We start from the raw sequence: 20,734 nt of genomic DNA, 5'->3' as shown, positions 1-20,734 counted from the left end.
GGGCCTTTCTGCGCGCGCACCGCGCCGGGCTGCGGACGCTGCGGATCAGACGGCGAGGGCCTGCTTGACCTGGGCCAGGCTCGGGTTCGTCATGACCGACTCGGCGCCGGCGGCGGACTTCACGAGCACGGTCGGGACCGTCTGGTTGCCGCCGTTCGCCTTCTCCACGAACGCCGCGGACTCGGGGTCCAGCTCGATGTTGATCTCGTTGTACGCGATGCCTTCCCGGTCCAGCTGGGTCTTCAGCCGGCGGCAGTAGCCGCACCAGGTCGTGCTGTACATCGTGACGGAACCCGTGTCCTGCATGCTGCGCTCTCCTCTGTGGGGTCTGGGTGGTCCGAGTACTCGAACGTACGGGACCGCGGGGCCATTCCCGCACCCGCGTTGCGGCCGGGACGTCCGAGTACGTCAAGTACGCCGGGTCCGTCAAGTGCGACGGTGCGATGAACGGCGCACCCTGTGGACAACTTTCCCGGCCGCCCCTCGGGACCTGGCAGCATGGCGGGGTGACATCAGCAACGCACTCCTCATCCTTCCCCGCCGGCGCGGACTCGGCCGACGCGGTGCTCCTGGGCCTGGACCCGGAGCAGCGCGAGGTCGCGACGACCCTGCGCGGGCCGGTGTGCGTGCTGGCGGGTGCGGGCACGGGCAAGACCCGGGCGATCACCCACCGCATCGCCTACGGGGTCCGCTCCGGGCAGCTGATGCCGGCCAGTGTGCTGGCCGTCACGTTCACCAACCGGGCCGCCGGCGAGATGCGCGGCCGCCTGCGCACCCTCGGCGCGGGCGGGGTGCAGGCGCGGACGTTCCACTCCGCCGCCCTGCGCCAGCTCCAGTACTTCTGGCCCAAGGCGATCGGCGGAGACGTGCCCCGGCTCGTCGAGCGCAAGATCCAGCTCGTCGCCGAGGCCGGCGCCCGCTGCCGCATCCGGCTCGACCGCGGCGAGCTGCGCGATGTCACCGGCGAGATCGAGTGGGCGAAGGTCACCCAGACCGTGCCCTCCGACTATCCGGCGACCGCCCTCAAGGCGGGCCGTGAAGCCCCGCGGGACATGGCGGAGATCGCCCAGATCTACGGGACGTACGAGCAGCTCAAGCGCGACCGCGGCATGATCGACTTCGAGGACGTGCTGCTGCTCACCGTCGGCATCCTCCAGGACCGCCACGACATCGCCGAGCAGATCCGCACCCAGTACCAGCACTTCGTGGTGGACGAGTACCAGGACGTCAGCCCGCTCCAGCAGCGGCTGCTGGACCTGTGGCTCGGCGAGCGCGACAGCCTCTGCGTCGTCGGCGACGCCAGCCAGACGATCTACTCCTTCACCGGTGCCACCCCGGACCACCTGCTGAACTTCCGCACCCGCTACCCGCAGGCGACCCTGGTCAAGCTGGTCCGCGACTACCGCTCCACCCCCCAGGTGGTCCACCTCGCGAACGGGCTCCTCGCCCAGGCCAGGGGCCGCGCCGCCGAGCACCGCCTGGAGCTGGTCTCCCAGCGCGAGCCCGGCCCCGACCCGGTCTACGCCGAGTACCCGGACGAGCCCGCCGAGGCCGAGGGCGTCGCCCTGCGGATCCGGGACCTGATCGCGGCGGGCGTCCCGGCCGGCGAGATCGCGGTGCTCTACCGCATCAACGCCCAGTCCGAGGTCTACGAGCAGGCCCTCGCCGACGCGGGCGTCCCGTACCAGCTGCGCGGCGCCGAGCGCTTCTTCGAGCGCCCCGAGGTGCAGAAGGCGATCCTCGCCCTGCGCGGCGCCGCCCGCTCCGGGGGCAACGACCCGCTGCTCGAGGACGTCGTCGAGCTCGGCTCCCAGGTCCGGGCCGTGCTCAGCTCCACCGGCTGGACCACCGAGCCGCCCGCCGGCTCCGGCGCCGTCCGCGACCAGTGGGAGTCGGTGGCCGCCCTCGTCCGGCTCGCCGAGGACTTCGCCCGCGGCCGGCCCGGGGCCACCCTGGCGGAGCTCACCGTCGAGCTGGACGAGCGCAAGGCCGCCCAGCACGCCCCGACCGTCCAGGGCGTCACCCTCGCCTCGCTGCACGCCGCCAAGGGCCTGGAGTGGGACGCCGTGTTCCTGGCCGGCCTCACCGACGGCATGCTGCCGATCACGTACGCCAAGACCGACGAGCAGGTGGAGGAGGAGCGCCGGCTGCTCTACGTCGGCGTCACGCGGGCGCGGCTGCACCTGACGCTCTCCTGGGCGCTCTCCCGGGCTCCGGGCGGCCGGGCCTCCCGACGCCCCAGCCGCTTCCTGAACGGCCTGCGGCCGGGCTCTGCGGCCCCGGGAAGCCGGCAGGGCGCCGAGGCCGAGCGAGGGGTCCGCAAGCGCGGGCGCCGCGGACCGGCGCTGTGCCGGGTCTGCGGCAAGACCCTCACCGAGGCCGCCGAGCTGAAACTGATGCGCTGCGACGACTGCCCGTCCGACATGGACGAAGGGCTCTACGAGCGGCTGCGCGAGTGGCGCGCGGGGCAGGCGAAGGAGCAGGGACTGCCCGCGTACTGCGTGTTCACGGACAGGACGCTCGTCGCGATCGCGGAGGCCCAGCCGTCCGAGGCGGGCGAGCTCTCGATGATCTCTGGAGTCGGCGGCCGCAAGCTCGACCGGTACGGAGCCGATGTCCTGGCCATCTGCGCAGGTCAGGAGCGCGGGGGTGCGGATGCTGACGACGCGTAGAAACTCGTCGGAAAAATAGTTTGCACATGCCCAGCGAATCCCCATAGGTTCTTAGCAACGGAAACGGTGGCTTCTCCGAAGCTCCGGATCCGTGCTGTACTTATCCGAATACGCATGGGACAGGCCCCCGGGCCCCGTCCCCGAGACGCCGAGAGGAGGCGAGACCAGTGACCAGCTTCATCACCACCACCAAAATGACCGATCGCTCGGTCGCCGCTTCCTGCACGCTCGGCTCCTCCTCGCTCCTCCCGCTCCTGGGTACCGGTCTGTCCGCGATTTCCGCTGACAGCCGCGCCCTGCTGGCCGCGCCCTCCGCGCTCCTGGCGAGCGAGCGGAATGAGCGACCGACCCAGGCACCGGTGGCAGTACTGGAAGCCCAGGCGCATGGCGCCTATGGGTTTGCGGCCGCAGCCGGTGCCGGATCCAAGACGACGCAGACGAAGAAGCAGCAGCACCACCTGATGTGGGCCTTCCGCGGGCTCGAACCCTGGAGTGATCCAGCCTGATCCATGATCAGGCCGGCGCCTTCAGGGCCGCGGAACCCCACCCGGGATCCGCGGCCCTTCTGTTTGTCCCCGACCAGGGGACGACGGCACGAAGGAGCCTCGGGACTGGCAAGACCAGGTACCAGCCGCCCCCGGCCGAACCCGGCCGGAACGACTAGCCAACCAAGACGAGGAAGAAAACACCGTGCAACTCGAAGCGCACGCCCCGTCCGTACCGCAGACCCAGACGATCTCCCCGCCCGCAGTCCCGGAGGACTCCACCTTGACTCCCCTCACCGCGCTGACCGCGCTCGACGACGCCATCGAGAACCTCGGCGTACCCGTCGCCTGCCGTACCTACGACCCCGAGGTCTTCTTCGCCGAGTCCCCCGCGGACGTCGAGTACGCCAAGTCCCTCTGCGCCACCTGCCCGCTGGTCGAGGCCTGCCTCGCCGGTGCGCTCGAGCGCCGCGAGCCCTGGGGTGTCTGGGGTGGCGAGCTGTTCGTCCAGGGCGTTGTCGTAGCCCGGAAGCGCCCCCGTGGCCGTCCGCGCAAGAACCCGGTTGTCGCGGCATGACCGCCATCGGAACCATCGACCGCCCCGTGACGCACGACCCCTTGAAGCAGGCCCTCATGACCGCCCACACGACGAGCGAGCAGCCGCACGGCTCCGCCCACGCAGACTTCATCACCACCGGCGCGATCACCTCGCGTCAGAACAGGACCCGAGAAATGCAACTCATCCCAGAAGCCCTGGCCCGTGCCCATATGGACGACCGCATGCGCGAGGTCGACGCCGAGCGTCGCGCCGTGCGCCTGGTCGCCGCCCGCCGCATGCAGCGGCGTGCCGAGCGCGTCTCGCTGCGCGCCCGGCGGGCCCTCGCCATGGCCGTCATGCACTGAGCAACCGCTGAACCGCCGCTGACCAGCGGCGCAGCAGCGTACGGGGGACCGGTCCGAACGGACCGGTCCCCCCGGTGCGTTGCGGACGGCTCTCCACCCCTCGCGGGGATATCGTCTGGAGGTGGACCAGCCGAATCCCCACCCCGCCCCGTCGGGACCCGAGGCCCAGCCCGTCGTCTGCGCGCGCTGCGGCAAGAAGGCCCCCGACGGCGCCCCGCCCACCTGGACCTGCTCGGTGGAGAACGGGACCAGACAGTACTTCTGCGTCGACTGCGCGCGAGCCAACCTCAGGGCGATCGAGGGCCGCCTCGACTCCTCCTGGTGGTGAGCCGGAGTCCGCGGCGCCCAGTGCTCACTCCTCGGGCAGGAACCCCGGGAGCCAGGACTCCAGTTCGTCCCGCAGCCGTACCGTCGCGCCCAGCTGGCAGAGCACCCCGATGGTGCTCAGCGTCACCCGGTGGATCAGCAGGTACGAGGGCGGCAGATTGATCTGCCGGCCCAACTGGTGTGCGGGGGAACGGGGATCGGCGATCCGCGCCGCCTGGCCGCGCAGCCACGGCCGCGTGAAGGTGAACTCCTGCGCCTGGGCGGGCTCGATGATGGGCAGCAGATAGTCCAGCACCGCCTCCGGATCCAGTTCGATGGACTCCCTCACGAACCCCTCGGCGCACAGGTGCCCGTAGATCCCCTCGGCGTCACCCTCCAGCGTCATCCGCAGCGAGGTGCCTATGGGCTTGGGCCAGCCGCCGGGCAGCCGGTCGACGGTGCCGAAGTCCAGCACGCCCAGCCGTATCCGCCCGTCCGCCCCCGTCAGCAGCCGGAAGTTGCCCGGGTGCGGATCGGCGTGCAGCAGCCCGGTGCGCGCGGGCCCGGAGAAGAGGAACCGGGCCAGCAGCTGTCCGGCGCGGTCGCGCTCCTCCTGGGTGCCGTCCGCTATCACCTCCGACAGCGGGGTCCCCTCCATCCACTCGGTCACCAGCACCTGGTCGCTCTGGTGCACGACGTCCGGTACGACCACGTCCTCGTCGCCCTCGAACGCGTCCGCGTGGGTCCGCTGCGCCTCCGCCTCCAGCTCGTAGTCCAGCTCCTCGGAGACCCGGTCGCGCAACTCCTTGATCAGCGGCTTGACGTCCATGCCGGGAATCAGCGGCCCCAGCAGCCCCGCGAACCGGCCCAGTTGCTTCAGGTCCGACAGCAGCGCCTCGCCGGCCCCCGGGTACTGCACCTTGACCGCGACCTGCCGGCCGTCGTGCCACACCGCCCGGTGCACCTGCCCGATCGAGGCGGCCGCCGCCGGCTTGTCCTCGAACTCCTCGAACAGGTCCCGCCAGTCGGCTCCCAGCCGGTCCGCCAGCACCTGGTGCACCGTCTGGGCGGGCAGGGGCGGAGCCGCCTCCTGGAGCTTGGTCAGCGCCGCCCGGTACGGGCCGGCGACCTCCTCGGGCAGGGCCGACTCGAAGACCGAGAGCGCCTGCCCGAACTTCATGGCACCGCCCTTCAACTCCCCGAGCGTGCGGAACAGCTGCTCGGCGGTGCGCTGCTGGAGCTCGCGCGCCACGATCTCCGCCGACTTGCCCCCGATCCGCTTCCCCAGCCCCCAGGTGACCCGGCCCGCGAAGCCGAGCGGCAGCGCGGCCAGCTTGACGGTACGGGTGACCGCCTTCCGGGGAAGATCAGACATGCGCCCCTCCAGTTCCCAGACAGCTGTGCCGCAAGCGGCGGTTCAGGATGACCCCTCGGACAACCGCATCCTGTCATGGCGCCCCCACCCCACCCCGTCCGAGGCGCCCACCCCGACGGCGAGCGGATCCCCGGTGCCAGGCCGTGTCCACCCCCGCGGGCCCGCGCGACCGGCGAACCCGTGGAGCCTTCACGAGGGCACCGCCTGTTCCGCCGGGATGCGGGCCGCAGCGCAGGGGCAGTCGGAGTGGGGGTGTACGGGGGTCCGCTGCCAGTGGAGGCCCGGGAGGGCAGCTTCCCAGCGGGTGGCCGTGGAGGCGGGGAGTTCCCCGTCGAGGAAGGACAGGGCGTGGGCCGCGGCCAGGCCCGCCACCGCCGTCGCCAGGCCCAGATCGCAGGCCGCGGTGGTCCGGCGGCGGTGCGCCGAGCGCCATTGCACCAGCATGCGGGGCCAGGCCGGATCCGCCTCGACCCGGTCGCGTTCCATGCAGCCCGCGCACGCCGTGGCCCCGGGCAGCACCAGTGGCCCCACCAGCCCCGTGGCTTCCAGGACCCCGGCGTACAGATGAGGGGTGCCGGAGGCGATCCAGTCGGCCGCGGTACCCGGATCCGGGGCCCACGCCTGCAAGCCGTCCCGGGGCGCGACCACCACCAGGGACACCCCCGGCCCGGGCCCCTCGTACTCCGCGGTCCGCGGTGGGCTCCCCGGGGCCGAGGCGCGGACCAGCCCGGCCGCGGCCTCCGCCCGCATCCGGCCCACGCTGTCGGGGGCGAGTCCGCCCGGCGCCACATCCGCCGGCTCCACCCGGCCGCCGTCGAGCACCTCGACCCGGCCCACGCCCGCAGCCGCCAGGACCCCGGCGATCACCGCGCCCACCCGGCCGCTCCCGCGTACCTGGACCCGTACGGCCCGCCGCGCCGCGACCGCCCGTAAGTCACCCCCCGGCTCGCGGCGCACCAGCGACAGCGAGCCCAGATCGGGCCCGAGCCGCTCCAGGGTCTCCGGCCGCTTGCGCACGGCCTGGGCCCGCGGACCGCCCGCCGTGGCATCGTCCAGCAGCCCTGCCTCCGCCAGCCGCCGCACCAGCGCGTCGACCTGCCCCTCCGGCAGCCCCACCGCCACCGCCTCCGCGCGCAGCAGCTCCATCCCCCGCGTCCCGTCGATCCGGTCGATGAGCGACCCCGTCGCCGTGTCCACCGGGCCGAGCACCACCGCATGCGCGGGCGTCACCCCGAACTGCACCGTCTGCAGATCCCGCCACGCCCTCGCCAGCGTCGGCTTCACCTTCGGATACATGACTCTCCCCCTCCTGCGAACCCCGCCTCGTTCCCGTCCTTTCGAAGAGTGCCCGCCCGCCGCGCTCCGTGCGTCAGTTTGTCCACAGGCAAGGGTTATTAGGCATATGAGATGGAGAGAAGAGGTGCTTTTGGTGCCGCCTTCGAATCGATCACGTTCGAAGCGTGGAGCGTGAGGACTTCGGGCAGGCGAGCGGGTACGGTCTTGGGCGTGTCCGCCGACCCACAGCAGCGCGCCGTCGAAGTCCGCCGGAGCGCGCGCCGCCGCAGGACCGTATCGGCCTACCGCGAGGGTGACCGTACGGTCGTCCTCATCCCTGCCCGGATGTCCGAGGCCGAGGAGCAGCGCTGGGTGGGGGTCATGCTCGACAAACTGGCCGCGCAGGAGAGCAAGCGCACCCTGGGGGACGCGGAACTCACCGAGCGCGCCGAGCGTTTGTCCGACCAGTACCTCGGCGCCCGCGCCCGCCCCCGCTCGGTCCGCTGGGTCACCAACCAGAACACCCGCTGGGGCTCCTGCACCCCCGCCGAAGGCAGCATCCGGCTCTCCCACCGCCTCCAGGGGATGCCGGAGTACGTCGTCGACTACGTGCTGCTCCACGAGCTGGCCCACCTCCTCGTGCCCGGCCACGGCCCCCGCTTCTGGGAACTGCTCGAGGCCTACCCGCGCACCGAGCGGGCCCGCGGCTACCTGGAGGGAGTGGTCGCCGCCGAGCGCCTCCCCAAGGTCCCGGCGGCCCGCGAGGAATGATCCGCCCGAGCACCCGGCCCGAGCACCCGCCCCGAGCACCGCCCGAGCACCCGTGCCGCGCACCCCGGGCGGCTGACGTCTCGATATGTACCGGGTCGGTACCGACTTGGCCGGATGTCGGCGGATGCGGCTAGCCTGAGCGGCACGCAAATCACTGTCGGGATGGGGGACGGTCGTTACGTATGGCCAGGGAATTCCAACGCGGTCACAAGGCCAAGATCAGCGATCTGACGGCAGGCACGGATCTGTACGTGGGCGTGCAGGTCGCCGGTCCGGGACTCGCCTTCGACATCAGCTGCTTCGGCCTTGACGCCAACGAGCAGCTCTCGGACGACCGGTACTTCGTCTTCTACAACCAGCCGAAGTCGCCGGAGGAGTCGATCCAGCAGCTCGGTGCCCAGGCCGGAGACACCGAGTCCTTCCGGGTGACGCTGGACCGCGTCCCGGCGGGCATCCACAAGCTGTCCTTCACCGCCACGATCGACGGCGCCGGACATATGTCGCAGATCGGACCGGGCTACATCCGGATCGTGGCCGGCGGCGAGGAAGTCGTCCGGTACTCCTTCACGGGCGCGGAGTTCAGCACCGAGCGCGCGGTCATGCTCGGCGACTTCTACCTCAAGGACGTGTGGCGCTTCGCCGCCGTGGGCCAGGGCTTCGACGGCGGGCTCGCCGCGCTGCTCAAGAACTTCGGCGGCGAGGTCGCCGAGGAGGAAGAGCAGCCGGCACCGCAGCAGCAGGCCGCCGCCCCGGCCCAGGCCGGCGCCGCGCCGGGATTCGCCCCGCCGCCGCAGGCAGCCGCTCCGGCGCCGTCCTTCGGCACTCCGGTCCAGGCCCCGCAGGCACCCCAGGCCCCGTACGTCCCGCAGCCCGCACCAGCCCCGGCCCCCGCCCCGCAGTACCAGCAGCCCGCCCCGCCCGCCCCGGTGCACTCGGCCCCGACCATGGTCGGCCCGATCACCACCCCGCCGGCCCCCGCCCCGTACGGCCAGCCGCCGCACGCCCCGCAGCCGCCCGGCCCGCCCTCGTACGGCCAGCCGCCGCAGCCCTCGTACGGCCAGGTGCCCGGCTACGGCGGCCAGGTCCCGCCCCCCGCCCCGGCTCCCGCCCCCTACGGCCAGGTCCCCGGCCAGCAGCCGCCCCCGTACGGCCAGCAGATCCCCGGGCAGCAGCCCGGCTACGGCCAGGGCGCCCCGCAGGCCGCCGGCGCCGGCCTCGCCGCCGCCCTCCAGCCGTACAAGGAAGTCCCCACCGGCACCCGCTGGACCTCGCAGAACCAGCAGCTCATGCGGGTCGACCTGTCGATGGGCGGCCAGCCCGTCCTCGCCCGCCAGGGCAGCATGGTCCTCTACCAGGGCAAGGTCGACTTCAGCTACAAGGGCGCCGGTTTCGCCGGCCGCATCGTGGGCAACGCCACCGGCCAGGAGATGCAGCTGATGCGCTGCAGCGGCCGCGGCCAGGTCTTCCTCGCCGAGAACGGCGCCCACCTGCACGCCATCGAGCTCCAGGGCGACGGGATCTGCGTCTCCGCGGAGAGCGTCCTCGCCTTCGACGAGTCCCTCCAGCACGAGGTCCGCCGCATCGAGGGCCACGGCATCCCCGGCGGCGCCCTGTTCACGATGTTGTTCCAGGGCTCCGGCACGGTGATCGTCAAGACGCACGGCACGCCCGTCGTCCTGCCCGTCACCCCGACCACCTTCGCCGACAGCAACGCCATCGTCGCGTGGTCGGCGGCCTCCCAGGTGATCGTCTCCAGCCAGGTCCGGCTGCGGCGCAACGCCTACCCCGGCCACAGCGGGGAGACCGTGAACCTCCAGTTCCGCGGCGCTCCCGGCAACTTCATCGTCGTCCAGCCGTACGAGGTCTGAGGGAGCCCCACATGAATGCCATGAACGCAATGAACCAGCAGCTCGCGGGCTACGCCCCCACCCCCGTCACGGCCCGCATGGAGAACCACGGCAAGGCCATGCTCAAGGTCGCCATGCAGAGCGGCCAGGACCTCTTCGCGCGCACCGGATCGATGGTCGCGTACGAGGGCTTCGTCCAGTACGAGCCCAACCCGCCGGCCCTGCGCCAGATGGCCTCCCAGTGGCTCACCGGCGAGGGCGCCCCGCTGATGAAGTGCACCGGTGACGGCCTGCTCTACCTCGCCGACTACGGCGCCGACGTCGTCGTGATCAACCTCAACAACGACGCGCTCTCGGTCAACGGCACCAACCTGCTCGCCTTCGACGCCCACCTCCAGTGGGGCGTCGAACGCGTCAAGGGCATGGCCAAGTTCGCCGGCCAGGGCCTGTTCAACGTACAGATCGCGGGCACCGGCTGGGTCGCCATCACCTCCCGCGGCACCCCGATCGTGGTCGACTGCGGCCGGGGCGACGACGAGACGTACGTCGACCCGGACGCGCTCGTCGCCTGGTCCCCGAACCTCAAGGTGAAGGGCAAGCGCAGCTTCAAGGCCTCGTCGATGATCGGCCGGGGCAGCGGGGAGGCCTACCAGATGGCCTTCTCCGGCCAGGGCATCGTCGTCGTACAGCCCAGCGAGGACAGCACCGACCGGCTCCGGACCCGGGGCTGAGGGGGAGCGGACACATCATGCAGAGCTCACTTTTCGGCCACGCCGAGCAGCAGTCCCAGGAGCGGTACGCCGTCCAGAACCCGCAGCTGCTGCGGGTCACCCTGGCCGGCTCCGACGACGTGCTCGCCCGCAAGGGCGCCATGGTCGCCTACCAGGGGATCATCGACTTCGACGGCGAGTACCAGAGCACCACGCAGCGCACCGCCCGCGCCCGCACCGGCGAGGGCCTCGACCTGATGCGCTGCTCCGGGCAGGGCACGGTCTACCTGGCCAACCTCGCCCAGTACGTGCACGTCGTGGACGTGGACCAGGACGGCCTCACCGTCGACAGCAGCTACGTGCTGGCCCTGGACTCCACCCTGCACACCGAGGCCATCGCGGTGGACAGCCAGTACGGGGTCTCGGGCTCGGGCAAGTATCAGCTCAACATCACCGGCCGCGGCAAGGTCGCGCTGATGACCTCCGGGCAGCCGCTGATGATGCAGGTCACCCCCGACAAGTACGTCAACGCCGACGCGGACGCGATCGTCGCCTGGTCCACCTCGCTGCGCGTGCAGATGCAGGCCCAGACGCACTCCACCGGCGTCTGGCGGCGGCGCGGCAACACCGGCGAGGGCTGGGAGCTCAGCTTCCTGGGCACCGGCTTCGCGCTGGTGCAGCCGAGCGAGGTGCTGCCGCCGCAGAACGCCCAGCTCGGGCAGGGCATGGCCGCGCAGTACGGGATGGGCCAGCACGGCGTCCAGGCCCAGAACCAGAACAACGCCTGGAACTAGCGCGCCCGACGGGTACGGGGAAGGGGCGGCTCCGCAGGATGCGGGGCCGCCCCTTCCGGGCTGTTCGAGGGGTGTCAGAGCCGCGCCCGGGTCGCCTCCATCAGCCGTACGACCGAGGTGTCGGCCGCCGCCGCCACCTCCTCGTACGGGAACCAGCGCAGGTCCAGCGACTCCTCGCTGATCTCCGCCACCGCGTCGGCCGGAGCCAGCGCCGCGTACTGGACGTCCAGGTGCCAGTTGCACGGCGCCGGGATCGGGTGCCTGTCCAGCCGTACGGGGCCGCCCGGAAGCAGGGTCAGCCCGGAGGCGATACCCGACTCCTCGACGGCCTCGCGCAGTGCGGCTCCGGCGAGGGTGGTGTCCTCGGGCTCGCAGTGCCCGCCCATCTGCAGCCAGATGCCGAGCTTCTTGTGCAGGGTGAGCAGGACGCGCCCGCCCGCCGGGTCGATGACCAGCGCGCTGCCGGTGATGTGCCCGGCCTGGCAGGGCTTGTACATCGCGTCCGGGTGGGCGGCCAGGTGTTCCAGATAGAGATCGCGCAGCTCGGGCTGGCCCTCGTACTCCTTGAGGACCAGCACCGCGTCGTCGTACAGGCTCACTTCTTCGTTTCACCCTCACCGTCGGAGCCGTCAGAGCCGGCTTCGCCCTCGGGGCCCTGCCCGCCCTGCTCGCCTTGCGTGCCCTGCTCGCGCTTCTGCGCCGCTTCGCCGAGCATCTTGTCGATCTCGGAGAAGTCCAGCTGCTCCCGGTGCACGAACCCGTCCGGGTCGTCCAGGTCGGAGGCCGTCGGCAGCATGTCCGGGTGCTCCCACAGCCCGTCCCGGCCGTCCACGCCGCGCGCGTCGGTCAGCGAGGCCCACAGCCGCGAGGCGTCGCGCAGCCGGCGCGGGCGCAGCTCCAGCCCGACCAGCGTCGCGAAGGTCTGCTCCGCCGGGCCACCCGAGGCGCGCCGCCGGCGCATGGTCTCGCGCATGGCGTCCGCCGAGGCCAGCCGGGGCTTGGCCGCCTCGTGCACGACCGCGTCCACCCAGCCCTCGACCAGCGCGAGCGCCGTCTCCAGGCGGGCCAGCGCGGCCTTCTGCTCGGGGGTGTCCTGCGGCTGGAACATGCCGCCCTGGAGCGCCTCCTGCAGCTGCTCCGGGTTCGACGGGTCGAGCTGGCCGACCACGTCCTCCAGCTTCGAGGTGTCGACCTTGATGCCGCGCGCGTACCCCTCGACCGCGCCGAACAGGTGCGAGCGCAGCCACGGCACGTGCGCGAAGAGCCGGGCGTGGGCCGCCTCGCGCAGCGCCAGGTACAGCCGCACCTCCTCGGCGGGGACGCTCAGGTCCTTGCCGAAGGCCTCGATGTTCAGCGGCAGCAGGGCGGCCTTGCCGGCGGGGCCCAGCGGCAGCCCGATGTCGGTCGAGCCGACGACCTCGCCCGCGAGGGTGCCCACGGCCTGGCCGATCTGCTGGCCGAACATGGCCCCGCCCATGGAGCGCATCATGCCGAGCAGCGGGCCCGCCATGGCCTGCATCTCCTCGGGCAGCACGCTGCCCATGGCCGCGCCGACGCGCTCGGCGACCGGGTCGACGAGCTCCTTCCACACCGGCAGGGTCGCCTCGACCCACTCGGCGCGGCTCCACGCGACGGCCGTGGTCGCGCCCGAGGGCAGCGAGGTCACGCCGTCCAGCCAGTGGTCGGCGAGGCGCACGGCCTCCTCGACGGCGGACTTCCCGGCGCCGCCGACGCTGGCGTCCTTCACCCCGTCCGCGGTGCCCTGGGCGACGGTCTGGCGGGCGATGTCCTTGGCCATGTCCCAGTTCACGGGACCGCCCTCGTAGCTGAGCATCTGGCCGAGCTGCTGGAAGGCCGCGCCCAGGTCGTTCGGGTTCATCGAGCCGAACATCGCCGCGAACGGGTTGTCCGCGCCGCCGGCGCCGCCCGGCAGGCCCATGCCCGGGAACCCGAACGGATTCGGGCCGCCCTGACCGCCCTGATTGCCCTTCTTCTTGCCTTCGTCGCCGTTCTCCGGCTCCTCCGGCGGAAGGCCGAATCCGAATGGGGTGTCGCTCACGGGTTTCCTCGGCTCGTAGGGCCGTCGGCAAGGGCCGACGGGAAATGGTCCGACAACACCACCCAGCGTAGACACCTGACCCGCTTCCGGGCTCGGTGCTCCGCCGACTCCTGGGCTGCGGCAGGATGGACATCACCTGGTAGGTACGCGTCACGGCGCGTCCCCACTGAAGACAACCGCTGGAGACGCCTGGTGAGTTCCCCAGATCCACAGGTTCGCGCGCCGCACGACGCCGAAAACCGCCCTGAGCACGGTGAGAGCGCCCACGGCGTTCGCCTGCCGCGAAACCAGGCGGACCCCCGCAAGAACGGCCCCGTGATCGCCGTGACCGGCGCCGCCTCCGGTGTCGGAGCGGCCCTGGTGGCCCGCCTGGCCGCATCCGACGAGGTCAAGCAGGTCGTGGCGATCGACGAGCGGCGCGGCGAGTGTGCCGCCGCGCAATGGCATGTCCTGGACGTACGCGATCCCGCGATCGCCGAAAGACTGCGCGGCGCCGACGTGGTCGTCCACCTGGCGCTGGACCTCGACCTGGAGACGGATCCGGCGGCCCGTACGGCGTACAACGTACGCGGGACCCAGACCGTGCTGACGGCGGCCGCGGCTGCCGGGGTGCACCGGGTCGTGCTGTGCACGTCCGCGATGGTCTACGGGGCGCTGCCGGACAACGACATCCCGCTGTCGGAGGACTCCGAGCTGCGCGCCACGGCCGAGGCGACGGGCGTCGGCGACCTGCTGGAGATCGAGCGGCTGGGCCGGCGGGCGCCGCGCGCGCACCCCGGTCTGAACGTGACGGTGGTCCGCCCGGCGGTCCTGGTCGGCGGTACGGACACGGCGCTGACCCGCTACTTCGAGTCCCCGCGGCTGCTGGTGGTGGCCGGATCCCGGCCGACCTGGCAGTTCTGCCACGTGGAGGACCTGGTCAGCGCGCTGGAGTACGCCGCGCTGGAGAAGGTCGAGGGCGAGCTGGCGGTGGGCTGCGAGGGCTGGCTGGAGCAGGAGGAGGTCGAGGAGCTGAGCGGCATCCGCCGCATGGAGCTCCCGTCGGCGGTCGCGCTGGGCGCGGCGGCACGGCTGCACAGGATCGGCCTGACGCCGTCCCCGGCGGGCGACCTCGCGTACACGATGCATCCGTGGGTGGTCAGCGTCAGCGCGCTGCACGCGGCGGGCTGGCGGCCGCGCTGGACCAACGAGGAGGTGCTGGCCGAGCTCCTCCAGGAGGTCGCGGGCCGGCACACCGTCGCGGGGCGCCGGCTGGGCCGCAAGGACGCCACCGCGGCGGGGGCCGCGGGCGCGACGGTCGCCCTCCTCGGCGCCGCGGCGGTGGTCCGCGCCGCCCGCCGCCGCCGCGGCCTCTGACCCGCCCGGCCGCCCGGGCAGGGGCCCGGCTCCGGGCTCCGGGCTCCGGGCTTCGGCCCGGGCCACCGGCCCCGGCCGCCCGCCGGGGCGGCCGGCTCCGGGCCCCGGTCCTGTAGGAGGCTCCATACGCGTGGGTCGTACAGCCGGTCGAATCGGCTATATCGCGATGTGAGACCGGTGGTGCACGATGGCTGCATGGCACCGCACTTCGACCACCCCGGCGAGCAGGCCGCTCCGGACCCGATCCGGCTGCTCGAGATCCGCGAGACCCCGCTCTCGATAGACGAGGTCTTCAAGGCCGTCGGCGACGACGCGACGGGCGGCACCACGCTCTTCGTCGGCACGGTGCGCAACCACGACAGCGGGGCCGACGTCGACGCGCTCGGCTACTCCTGCCACCCGACGGCCGAGGCCGAGATGCGCCGCGTCGCCGAGCGCGTGATCGCCAAGTACCCGGTCCGCGCCCTGGCCGCAGTCCACCGCATCGGCGACCTGTCCGTCGGCGACCTCGCGGTGGTCGTGGCCGTGTCCTGCCCGCACCGCGGCGAGGCCTTCGAGGCCTGCCGGATGCTGATCGACGACCTGAAGCACGAGGTCCCGATCTGGAAGCACCAGACGTTCTCCGACGGCACGGAGGAGTGGGTCGGCGCCTGCTGAGCCGCGTCGGCACCCCCGCGCGCGGGGTGCGTGGGGCGAACGGGTACTGTCCCACCCGTTCGGCCGCGCAACACGCCCTCGATTTGCGTAACCCCTTTCCGGGCACGAGCGTTGAAGCCACCAACGACACGTACTTTCGGGGCAGGGAGGCACGTCCATGGCGTCATTGGCGTGGTTGCTGATTCCGCTGTTCGCCGCCATCGGAGCGGCGATATGGGGCAGCTGGGCGGCTCGCGACCGCACGCAAGGCGACATATCCGAACTCGCGGGATACGCGAGGTTCCGTGAAGCCATGGACAAGGCCGATCAGGCCAGGGTGAAGGAAGCGGCCCATTCCGGTTCCGACGCGGTGTGACGCGTCCCGGGCGAGGCCCCCAGGCCCTCTGAGAATCCGCTGAGAGTTTCCGCGTACGGCCCCCGTACGGACCGGCCCCGGCGGCCGCCCGTCTGGGCCGTCACGTACTGTCGATCCATGCCACGCCGCACTGCGACGATGCTCGCCTCCACCCTCATGCTGTTCGCGCTGCTCTGCGCAGGGGTGTTCATCAAGGTCCCGTACTCGGAAATGAGCCCGGGCCCGACGGTGAACACGCTCGGGGACTCGCGCGGCGAGCCCGTCATCAGCATCGCGGACCACAAGACGTACCCGGCCAGCGGGCACCTCAACATGACGACGGTCCGCGTCACCGGCGCCGACTACGACATGAACCTGCTGGAAGCCGTCTACGGCTGGCTCTCCGACGACAACATCGTCGTCCCGCACGAGAACCTCTACCCGGGCGGCAAGACGGAGGAGCAGTCCACCCAGGAGAACGCGGAGGAGTTCAGCCAGTCGCAGGAGAGCGCCAAGGTGGCCGCCCTCAAGCAGCTGGGCACGCCGGGCGTCACCACCCGCGTCGTGGTCTCCACCGTGGTCAAGGGCAGCCCCGCCGAGGGCAAGCTGCACGCCGGAGACGTGATCCTGGCGGTCGACGGCAGCCCGGTGGGCGCCCCCGAGGACGTGGCCAAGCTCGTCACCAAGCGCAAGGCCGGCGAGCAGGTGGAGTTCACCATCGTGCCGGCCGCCGAGGCGGCCGAGGCCGAGAAGGCGCACCGCGAGCCCACCGGCTCGTCCAAGGTCGTGATCACCACCGCCAAGGCGGAGGGCGACGGGCACGCCATCGTCGGCATCCGGGCGGGCACCGACCACACCTTCCCGTTCACGATCGACATCAAGCTGGCCGACGTGGGCGGCCCGAGCGCGGGCCTGATGTTCGCCCTCGGCATCGTCGACAAGCTCACCCCCGGTGACCTGACCGGTGGCAAGTTTGTCGCGGGCACCGGCACCATCGACGACGCGGGCAAGGTCGGCCCCATCGGCGGCATCCAGATGAAGACGATCGGCGCCCGCCAGGCCGGCGCCCGGTACTTCCTGACCCCCGCCGAGAACTGCGGCTCCGCCTCCGAGCACGTCCCCGACGGCCTGACCCTGGTGAAGGTCGCCACCATCGCCGACGCCGCGAAGGCGCTGGAGAAGATCAGCAAGGGGGACACGGCCGGGCTGCCGCAGTGCGGCAAGCCCTGACCGGTCCGCCGACCCGTCCGAAGCCCGGGCTCAGTCCAGGAACGTCGCGGCCAGCGCCTCGGCCAGGCCCGGGACCAGGGTCGCGCCGGTCAGCACCTCGGTCGACGAGTCCTTCTCGCGCAGCCGTACCGCCGACTCCCGCGACCCGTCGCGCAGCACGCCCACGGTGAGGCGCACCTCCTGCCGGTCCGGGTGCGCGGCGACCCACTTGGCCAGCTGCTTGTCGCTGAGCCCCTCCGGTACGGAGGCCTCCGCGGACGGCGGCAGCATCAGCCGCTCCACCGTCAGCGCGCAGCCCACGATCGACGGGGGCCAGGCGATGGTTCCCAGGAACTTGTCCAGCGGCGTGCCCTTCGGCACCTCGTCCTGCTCGATCGGGGTGAGCTGGCTCTTGCCCGCGTCGTCCTGGTCGAGGCCGAGCTGGCCCGCGAGGCGCGGCTCCGACTTGCGCAGCTTGGCGGTGTCGACGAGCGCGAACAGCCGGGCGGGCTTGTCCCAGCCGAGGGAGGAGGCGTAATCGTCGATCTCGAGGACGGCACGCGTCAGGGGGGTGGCGGCCATCGGCGTGCCGCCCTGGGAAGGCGAAAGGTTGGACATGGACAACATCCTGCCTCCTTTCCGCCCGATAACGGGAACTGACTAAAGCCTCAGTAAGTTGCATGAGTGGGCCCTACCATCGGGGGCCCAGCTTTTGAAATGTTCCGCAACGAGACTCAGCGACTTTCGAGGTGCGCACCTTGGCTTTCCAGATGCCGGACCGCGGCGGAGGCCCCTCCGGGCCACGGATGAGAGTCGGCCGCCCCTCCCGGCGCGCCCGGACTCTTCTGATGACCTTGGGCGTGCTGGCCGTCCTGGCCATGGCGTTCATCATGTTCGCGGGCTTCTGGACGGACTGGCTCTGGTTCCGCTCCGTGAAGTACTCGACCGTCTTCACCACCACCCTGTGGACCAAGATCGGCCTCTTCGCCGTCTTCGGCCTGCTGATGGCGGGTGCCGTCGGGTTCAACATCTGGCTGGCGTACCGGCTGCGGCCGCCGCTGTCCGCGATGTCGATGGAGCAGCAGAGCCTCGACCGCTACCGGATGAGCGTCGCCCCGTACAAGACGTGGCTGCTCCTCGGGATCGCGGCGCTCGTCGGCATGATCGCGGGCGCCTCGGCGGCGGGCCAGTGGAAGACCTGGCTGATGTACGTGAACGGGGTGCCCTTCGGGCAGAAGGACCCCCAGTTCCACCTGGACGTGTCGTTCTACACCTTCGACCTGCCCTGGTACCGCTTCCTGCTCGGCTTCGGCTTCGCAGCAGCCGTGCTGTCGGTGATCGCCGCGGTCGTCGTCCACTACCTCTACGGCGGACTGCGCGTGACGAGCCCGGGCGCCCGGGCCACCGCCGCCGCGACCGGGCACCTGTCGGTGCTGCTCGGCTTCTTCGTGACGCTGAAGGCGATCGCGTACTGGCTCGACCGCTACGGCCTCGCCGTGAAGTCCAGCGACTTCAAGGCCGCGGACAACTGGACCGGCCTGCGCTACGTCGATGCGAACGCGTACCTGCCGGCGAAGACGATCCTCCTCGCCATCGCCGCCATCTGCGCCGCGCTCTTCTTCGCGACGCTGTGGCGCCGCACCTGGCAGCTGCCGGTCATCGGCTTCGGCCTGATGGTGCTCTCGGCGATCCTGATCGGCGGGCTGTACCCGGCGATCGTGCAGAAGTTCCAGGTCCAGCCGAACGAGCAGGCCAAGGAATCGCCGTACGTCGAGAAGAACATCAAGGCCACGCGCGACGCCTACGGGATCGACCAGGCGGACGTCAAGGACTACCCGGGCGTCCCGCAGACCGAGGACAAGACCAAGCTGCGCGAGGCGGCCAACACCACCGCCAGCGTCCGGCTCCTCGACCCGAACATCGTCTCCCCGGCCTTCCAGCAGCTCCAGCAGGTCAAGGGCTACTACGCCTTCCCGTCCACGCTCGCCGTGGACCGGTACAGCGGCCAGGACACGGTCATCGGGCTGCGCGAGCTGAACATCGGCGGCATCCCGAAGAACAACTGGATCAACGACCACTTCAAGTACACCCACGGCTACGGCGTGGTCGCGGCCAAGGGCACCACCGTCAAGGACGGCGCCCCCGACTTCACGCAGTCCGACCTTCCCTCCAAGGGCATGTTCGGCACGGACTTCGAGCAGCGCATCTACTACGGCGAGCAGACGAAGCAGTACTCGATCGTCGGCGGGCCGCAGAAGGAGCTCGACTACTCGGACGACAAGGGCGAGAAGGAGACGAGCTACAAGGGCGACTCCGGCGTCAACCTCGACAACCCGGTCAACCGGGCCGCGTACGCGCTCGCGTTCAGCGAGCCGCAGATCCTGTACTCCGGCGCCATCGGCGACGGCTCGCGGATCCTCTACCACCGCACGCCCAAGGAGCGCGTCGAGGCCGTCGCCCCCTGGCTGACCATCGACGGCGCCCCGTACCCGGCGGTCGTCGACGGCCGGATCAAGTGGATCGTCGACGCGTACACGACGACCAACGGCTACCCGTACGCCTCGCGCACCACGCTGGGCCAGAGCACCGCGGACTCCCTCACCAACAGCCAGCGTGCCGTGGTGGCGCAGGAGAACCAGGTCAACTACATCCGCAACTCGGTCAAGGCCACCGTCGACGCGTACGACGGCACGGTCAACCTGTACCAGTGGGACACCGAGGACCCCGTCCTCAAGACCTGGATGAAGGCGTTCCCGGGAACGGTCAAGCCCAAGAGCGACATCTCCAAGCCGCTCATGGACCACCTGCGCTACCCGCAAGACCTCTTCAAGGTCCAGCGCGAGCTGCTCACCCGGTACCACGTGACCGACCCGCAGACCTTCCTCAGCGGCAGTGAGGCCTGGGCCGTCCCGGACGACCCGACGACCAAGGCCGGCACGGCGGTCCCGCCGTACTACCTGTCGATGAAGATGCCGGGCCAGAAGGAGAAGGACCAGGTCTTCTCGCTCACGACGACGTTCACGCCGAACGAGCGGGACAACCTGAGCGCCTTCATGGCGGTCAACGCCGATCCGGGCACCCCGGACTACGGCAAGATCAGAATCCTGAAGCTGCCGACCAGCAAGCCGGTCGACGGCCCCAAGCAGGTCCAGAGCAAGTTCCAGTCGGAGCCGAAGATCGCCGAGTCGATCCGGCTGCTGCGCGGCGGCGACTCCGAGGTGGAGTACGGCAACCTGCTCGCGGTGCCGCTCGACGGCGGAATGCTGTACGTGGAGCCGGTGTACGTGCGCAGCTCGGGGCTGAAGTACCCGCTGCTGCGCAAGGTGCTGGTGACGTACGGGAACCAGACGGCGTTCGAGGACAGCCTGGAGAAGGCGCTGAACGTGGTCTTCGGGGCGGAGGCGCCGACGGTGCCCACCACTCCGGTGACCCCGCCGGGCGAGGGCACCACCACGCCCCCGACCGCCACGGACCCGACGGTCAAGACGGCACTCGACGACGCGAAGAAGGCGATCGAGGCAGCCGAGAAGGCCCGCCAGGCCGGTGACTGGGCGGCCTTCGGCAAGGCGCAGGACGACATCAAGGCGGCGCTGCAGCGGGCGATCGACGCGGAGGCGAAGCTGACGACCCCGAAGCCCGGTACGTAGTCGGAAGAGGGCGCAGCTTCGGTAATGGCTCAGTCCCGCGTCGTGATACTGTGGTTTCACCGACGCGGGGTGGAGCAGCTCGGTAGCTCGCTGGGCTCATAACCCAGAGGTCGCAGGTTCAAATCCTGTCCCCGCTACTGAAGATGAAGGCCCGGATCCATGGGATCCGGGCCTTCGTCATGTCCTGGATCATCAGGTCGTTCGTCATGTCCAGGGGGACACGCGGGGGTCATGAGATAGCTGAGACGGGTGAGTTGGGGTGGGAGCGTGTTTGACTTATCTCTCTGTGGGCATGTCGACAAAACGCTGTAGTGACCTCACAGGCTGCGACATA

General features: G+C 71.3%; 20 protein-coding genes and 1 tRNA gene. 15 read left to right on the top strand and 6 right to left on the bottom strand.

The features are described 5' to 3' along the window. Window positions 1-45 precede the first annotated feature (45 nt). Window positions 46-306 carry a mycoredoxin gene (locus tag ACFXGI_RS11395; protein WP_030153502.1) on the bottom strand — a complete coding sequence of 87 codons (261 nt, stop codon included), beginning with the start codon at window positions 304-306 and terminating at the stop codon, window positions 46-48. Window positions 307-443: 137 nt separating this feature from the next. Here ACFXGI_RS11395 and ACFXGI_RS11390 point away from each other — a divergent pair, with 137 nt between their 5' ends. From ACFXGI_RS11390 to ACFXGI_RS11370, 5 genes are all read left to right on the top strand, one after another. Then, window positions 444-2,672, top strand: coding sequence for an ATP-dependent DNA helicase UvrD2 (locus tag ACFXGI_RS11390; protein ID WP_384705183.1), 2,229 nt, complete (start codon window positions 444-446; stop codon window positions 2,670-2,672). 167 nt (window positions 2,673-2,839) lie between these two features. Beyond that, window positions 2,840-3,178, top strand: a complete 339-nt coding sequence (locus ACFXGI_RS11385) for a hypothetical protein (protein WP_384705182.1) — start codon at window positions 2,840-2,842, stop codon at window positions 3,176-3,178. Window positions 3,179-3,362: 184 nt separating this feature from the next. After that, complete coding sequence (locus ACFXGI_RS11380) at window positions 3,363-3,734, top strand: WhiB family transcriptional regulator (protein ID WP_030153506.1); 372 nt, start codon at window positions 3,363-3,365, stop codon at window positions 3,732-3,734. Next, on the top strand, window positions 3,731-4,060 hold the full coding sequence (locus tag ACFXGI_RS11375; RefSeq protein ID WP_384705181.1) for a hypothetical protein: 330 nt from the start codon (window positions 3,731-3,733) through the stop codon (window positions 4,058-4,060). The genes ACFXGI_RS11380 and ACFXGI_RS11375 overlap by 4 nt, the downstream gene beginning before the upstream one ends. Before the next feature lie 121 nt (window positions 4,061-4,181). Beyond that, window positions 4,182-4,388, top strand: coding sequence for a hypothetical protein (locus ACFXGI_RS11370; RefSeq protein WP_099889587.1), 207 nt, complete (start codon window positions 4,182-4,184; stop codon window positions 4,386-4,388). Window positions 4,389-4,412: 24 nt separating this feature from the next. Here ACFXGI_RS11370 and ACFXGI_RS11365 read toward each other — a convergent pair whose 3' ends face one another. Then, window positions 4,413-5,741 carry an ABC1 kinase family protein gene (locus ACFXGI_RS11365; protein ID WP_384705180.1) on the bottom strand — a complete coding sequence of 443 codons (1,329 nt, stop codon included), beginning with the start codon at window positions 5,739-5,741 and terminating at the stop codon, window positions 4,413-4,415. A 189-nt stretch (window positions 5,742-5,930) separates the two neighbouring features. Beyond that, on the bottom strand, window positions 5,931-7,037 hold the full coding sequence (locus tag ACFXGI_RS11360; protein WP_384705179.1) for a ThiF family adenylyltransferase: 1,107 nt from the start codon (window positions 7,035-7,037) through the stop codon (window positions 5,931-5,933). Between the two features lie 210 nt (window positions 7,038-7,247). On the opposite strand from ACFXGI_RS11360, the gene ACFXGI_RS11355 reads away from it, so the two are divergent. From ACFXGI_RS11355 to ACFXGI_RS11340, 4 genes are all read left to right on the top strand, one after another. Beyond that, entirely contained in the window at window positions 7,248-7,787 is a 540-nt protein-coding gene (locus ACFXGI_RS11355) for a M48 family metallopeptidase (RefSeq protein WP_030859424.1), read from the top strand. A gap of 182 nt (window positions 7,788-7,969) precedes the next feature. Beyond that, window positions 7,970-9,655, top strand: coding sequence for a TerD family protein (locus ACFXGI_RS11350; protein WP_384705178.1), 1,686 nt, complete (start codon window positions 7,970-7,972; stop codon window positions 9,653-9,655). A gap of 29 nt (window positions 9,656-9,684) precedes the next feature. Beyond that, window positions 9,685-10,365, top strand: a complete 681-nt coding sequence (locus tag ACFXGI_RS11345; protein WP_384705300.1) for an AIM24 family protein — start codon at window positions 9,685-9,687, stop codon at window positions 10,363-10,365. A gap of 17 nt (window positions 10,366-10,382) precedes the next feature. Next, window positions 10,383-11,138 (top strand): AIM24 family protein, encoded by a 756-nt coding sequence (locus ACFXGI_RS11340; protein WP_384705177.1) that lies wholly within the window; start codon window positions 10,383-10,385, stop codon window positions 11,136-11,138. Between the two features lie 74 nt (window positions 11,139-11,212). Here the strand turns inward: ACFXGI_RS11340 and ACFXGI_RS11335 are convergent, their stop codons facing one another. After that, window positions 11,213-11,737 (bottom strand): NUDIX hydrolase, encoded by a 525-nt coding sequence (locus ACFXGI_RS11335; RefSeq protein ID WP_384705176.1) that lies wholly within the window; start codon window positions 11,735-11,737, stop codon window positions 11,213-11,215. Then, window positions 11,734-13,197, bottom strand: a complete 1,464-nt coding sequence (locus ACFXGI_RS11330; RefSeq protein ID WP_384705175.1) for a zinc-dependent metalloprotease — start codon at window positions 13,195-13,197, stop codon at window positions 11,734-11,736. Before ACFXGI_RS11330 ends, ACFXGI_RS11335 begins: the two co-directional genes overlap by 4 nt. 192 nt (window positions 13,198-13,389) lie before the next feature. On the opposite strand from ACFXGI_RS11330, the gene ACFXGI_RS11325 reads away from it, so the two are divergent. The 4 genes from ACFXGI_RS11325 (at window position 13,390) to ACFXGI_RS11310 (ending at window position 16,774) form a co-directional block, all read left to right on the top strand. Continuing rightward, window positions 13,390-14,553 (top strand): SDR family oxidoreductase, encoded by a 1,164-nt coding sequence (locus ACFXGI_RS11325; RefSeq protein ID WP_384705174.1) that lies wholly within the window; start codon window positions 13,390-13,392, stop codon window positions 14,551-14,553. Between the two features lie 195 nt (window positions 14,554-14,748). After that, window positions 14,749-15,210 carry a molybdenum cofactor biosynthesis protein MoaE gene (locus ACFXGI_RS11320; protein WP_030859412.1) on the top strand — a complete coding sequence of 154 codons (462 nt, stop codon included), beginning with the start codon at window positions 14,749-14,751 and terminating at the stop codon, window positions 15,208-15,210. 157 nt (window positions 15,211-15,367) lie between these two features. Next, window positions 15,368-15,565, top strand: coding sequence for a hypothetical protein (locus ACFXGI_RS11315; RefSeq protein WP_030859410.1), 198 nt, complete (start codon window positions 15,368-15,370; stop codon window positions 15,563-15,565). 117 nt (window positions 15,566-15,682) lie between these two features. After that, window positions 15,683-16,774, top strand: a complete 1,092-nt coding sequence (locus ACFXGI_RS11310; RefSeq protein WP_384705173.1) for a PDZ domain-containing protein — start codon at window positions 15,683-15,685, stop codon at window positions 16,772-16,774. Window positions 16,775-16,804: 30 nt separating this feature from the next. Here the strand turns inward: ACFXGI_RS11310 and ACFXGI_RS11305 are convergent, their stop codons facing one another. Further along, window positions 16,805-17,380 (bottom strand): PPA1309 family protein, encoded by a 576-nt coding sequence (locus ACFXGI_RS11305; protein WP_384705172.1) that lies wholly within the window; start codon window positions 17,378-17,380, stop codon window positions 16,805-16,807. A gap of 143 nt (window positions 17,381-17,523) precedes the next feature. On the opposite strand from ACFXGI_RS11305, the gene ACFXGI_RS11300 reads away from it, so the two are divergent. Continuing rightward, complete coding sequence (locus tag ACFXGI_RS11300; RefSeq protein WP_384705299.1) at window positions 17,524-20,400, top strand: UPF0182 family protein; 2,877 nt, start codon at window positions 17,524-17,526, stop codon at window positions 20,398-20,400. A 63-nt stretch (window positions 20,401-20,463) separates the two neighbouring features. After that, window positions 20,464-20,537, top strand: a tRNA-Met gene (locus ACFXGI_RS11295). Window positions 20,538-20,734 lie beyond the last annotated feature (197 nt).

Origin of the sequence: Streptomyces sp. NPDC059355 (genome assembly GCF_042752335.1) — a bacterium.
Taxonomy (GTDB): Bacteria; Actinomycetota; Actinomycetes; order Streptomycetales; family Streptomycetaceae; genus Streptomyces.
This window is presented reverse-complemented; position numbering and strand designations above follow the sequence as displayed.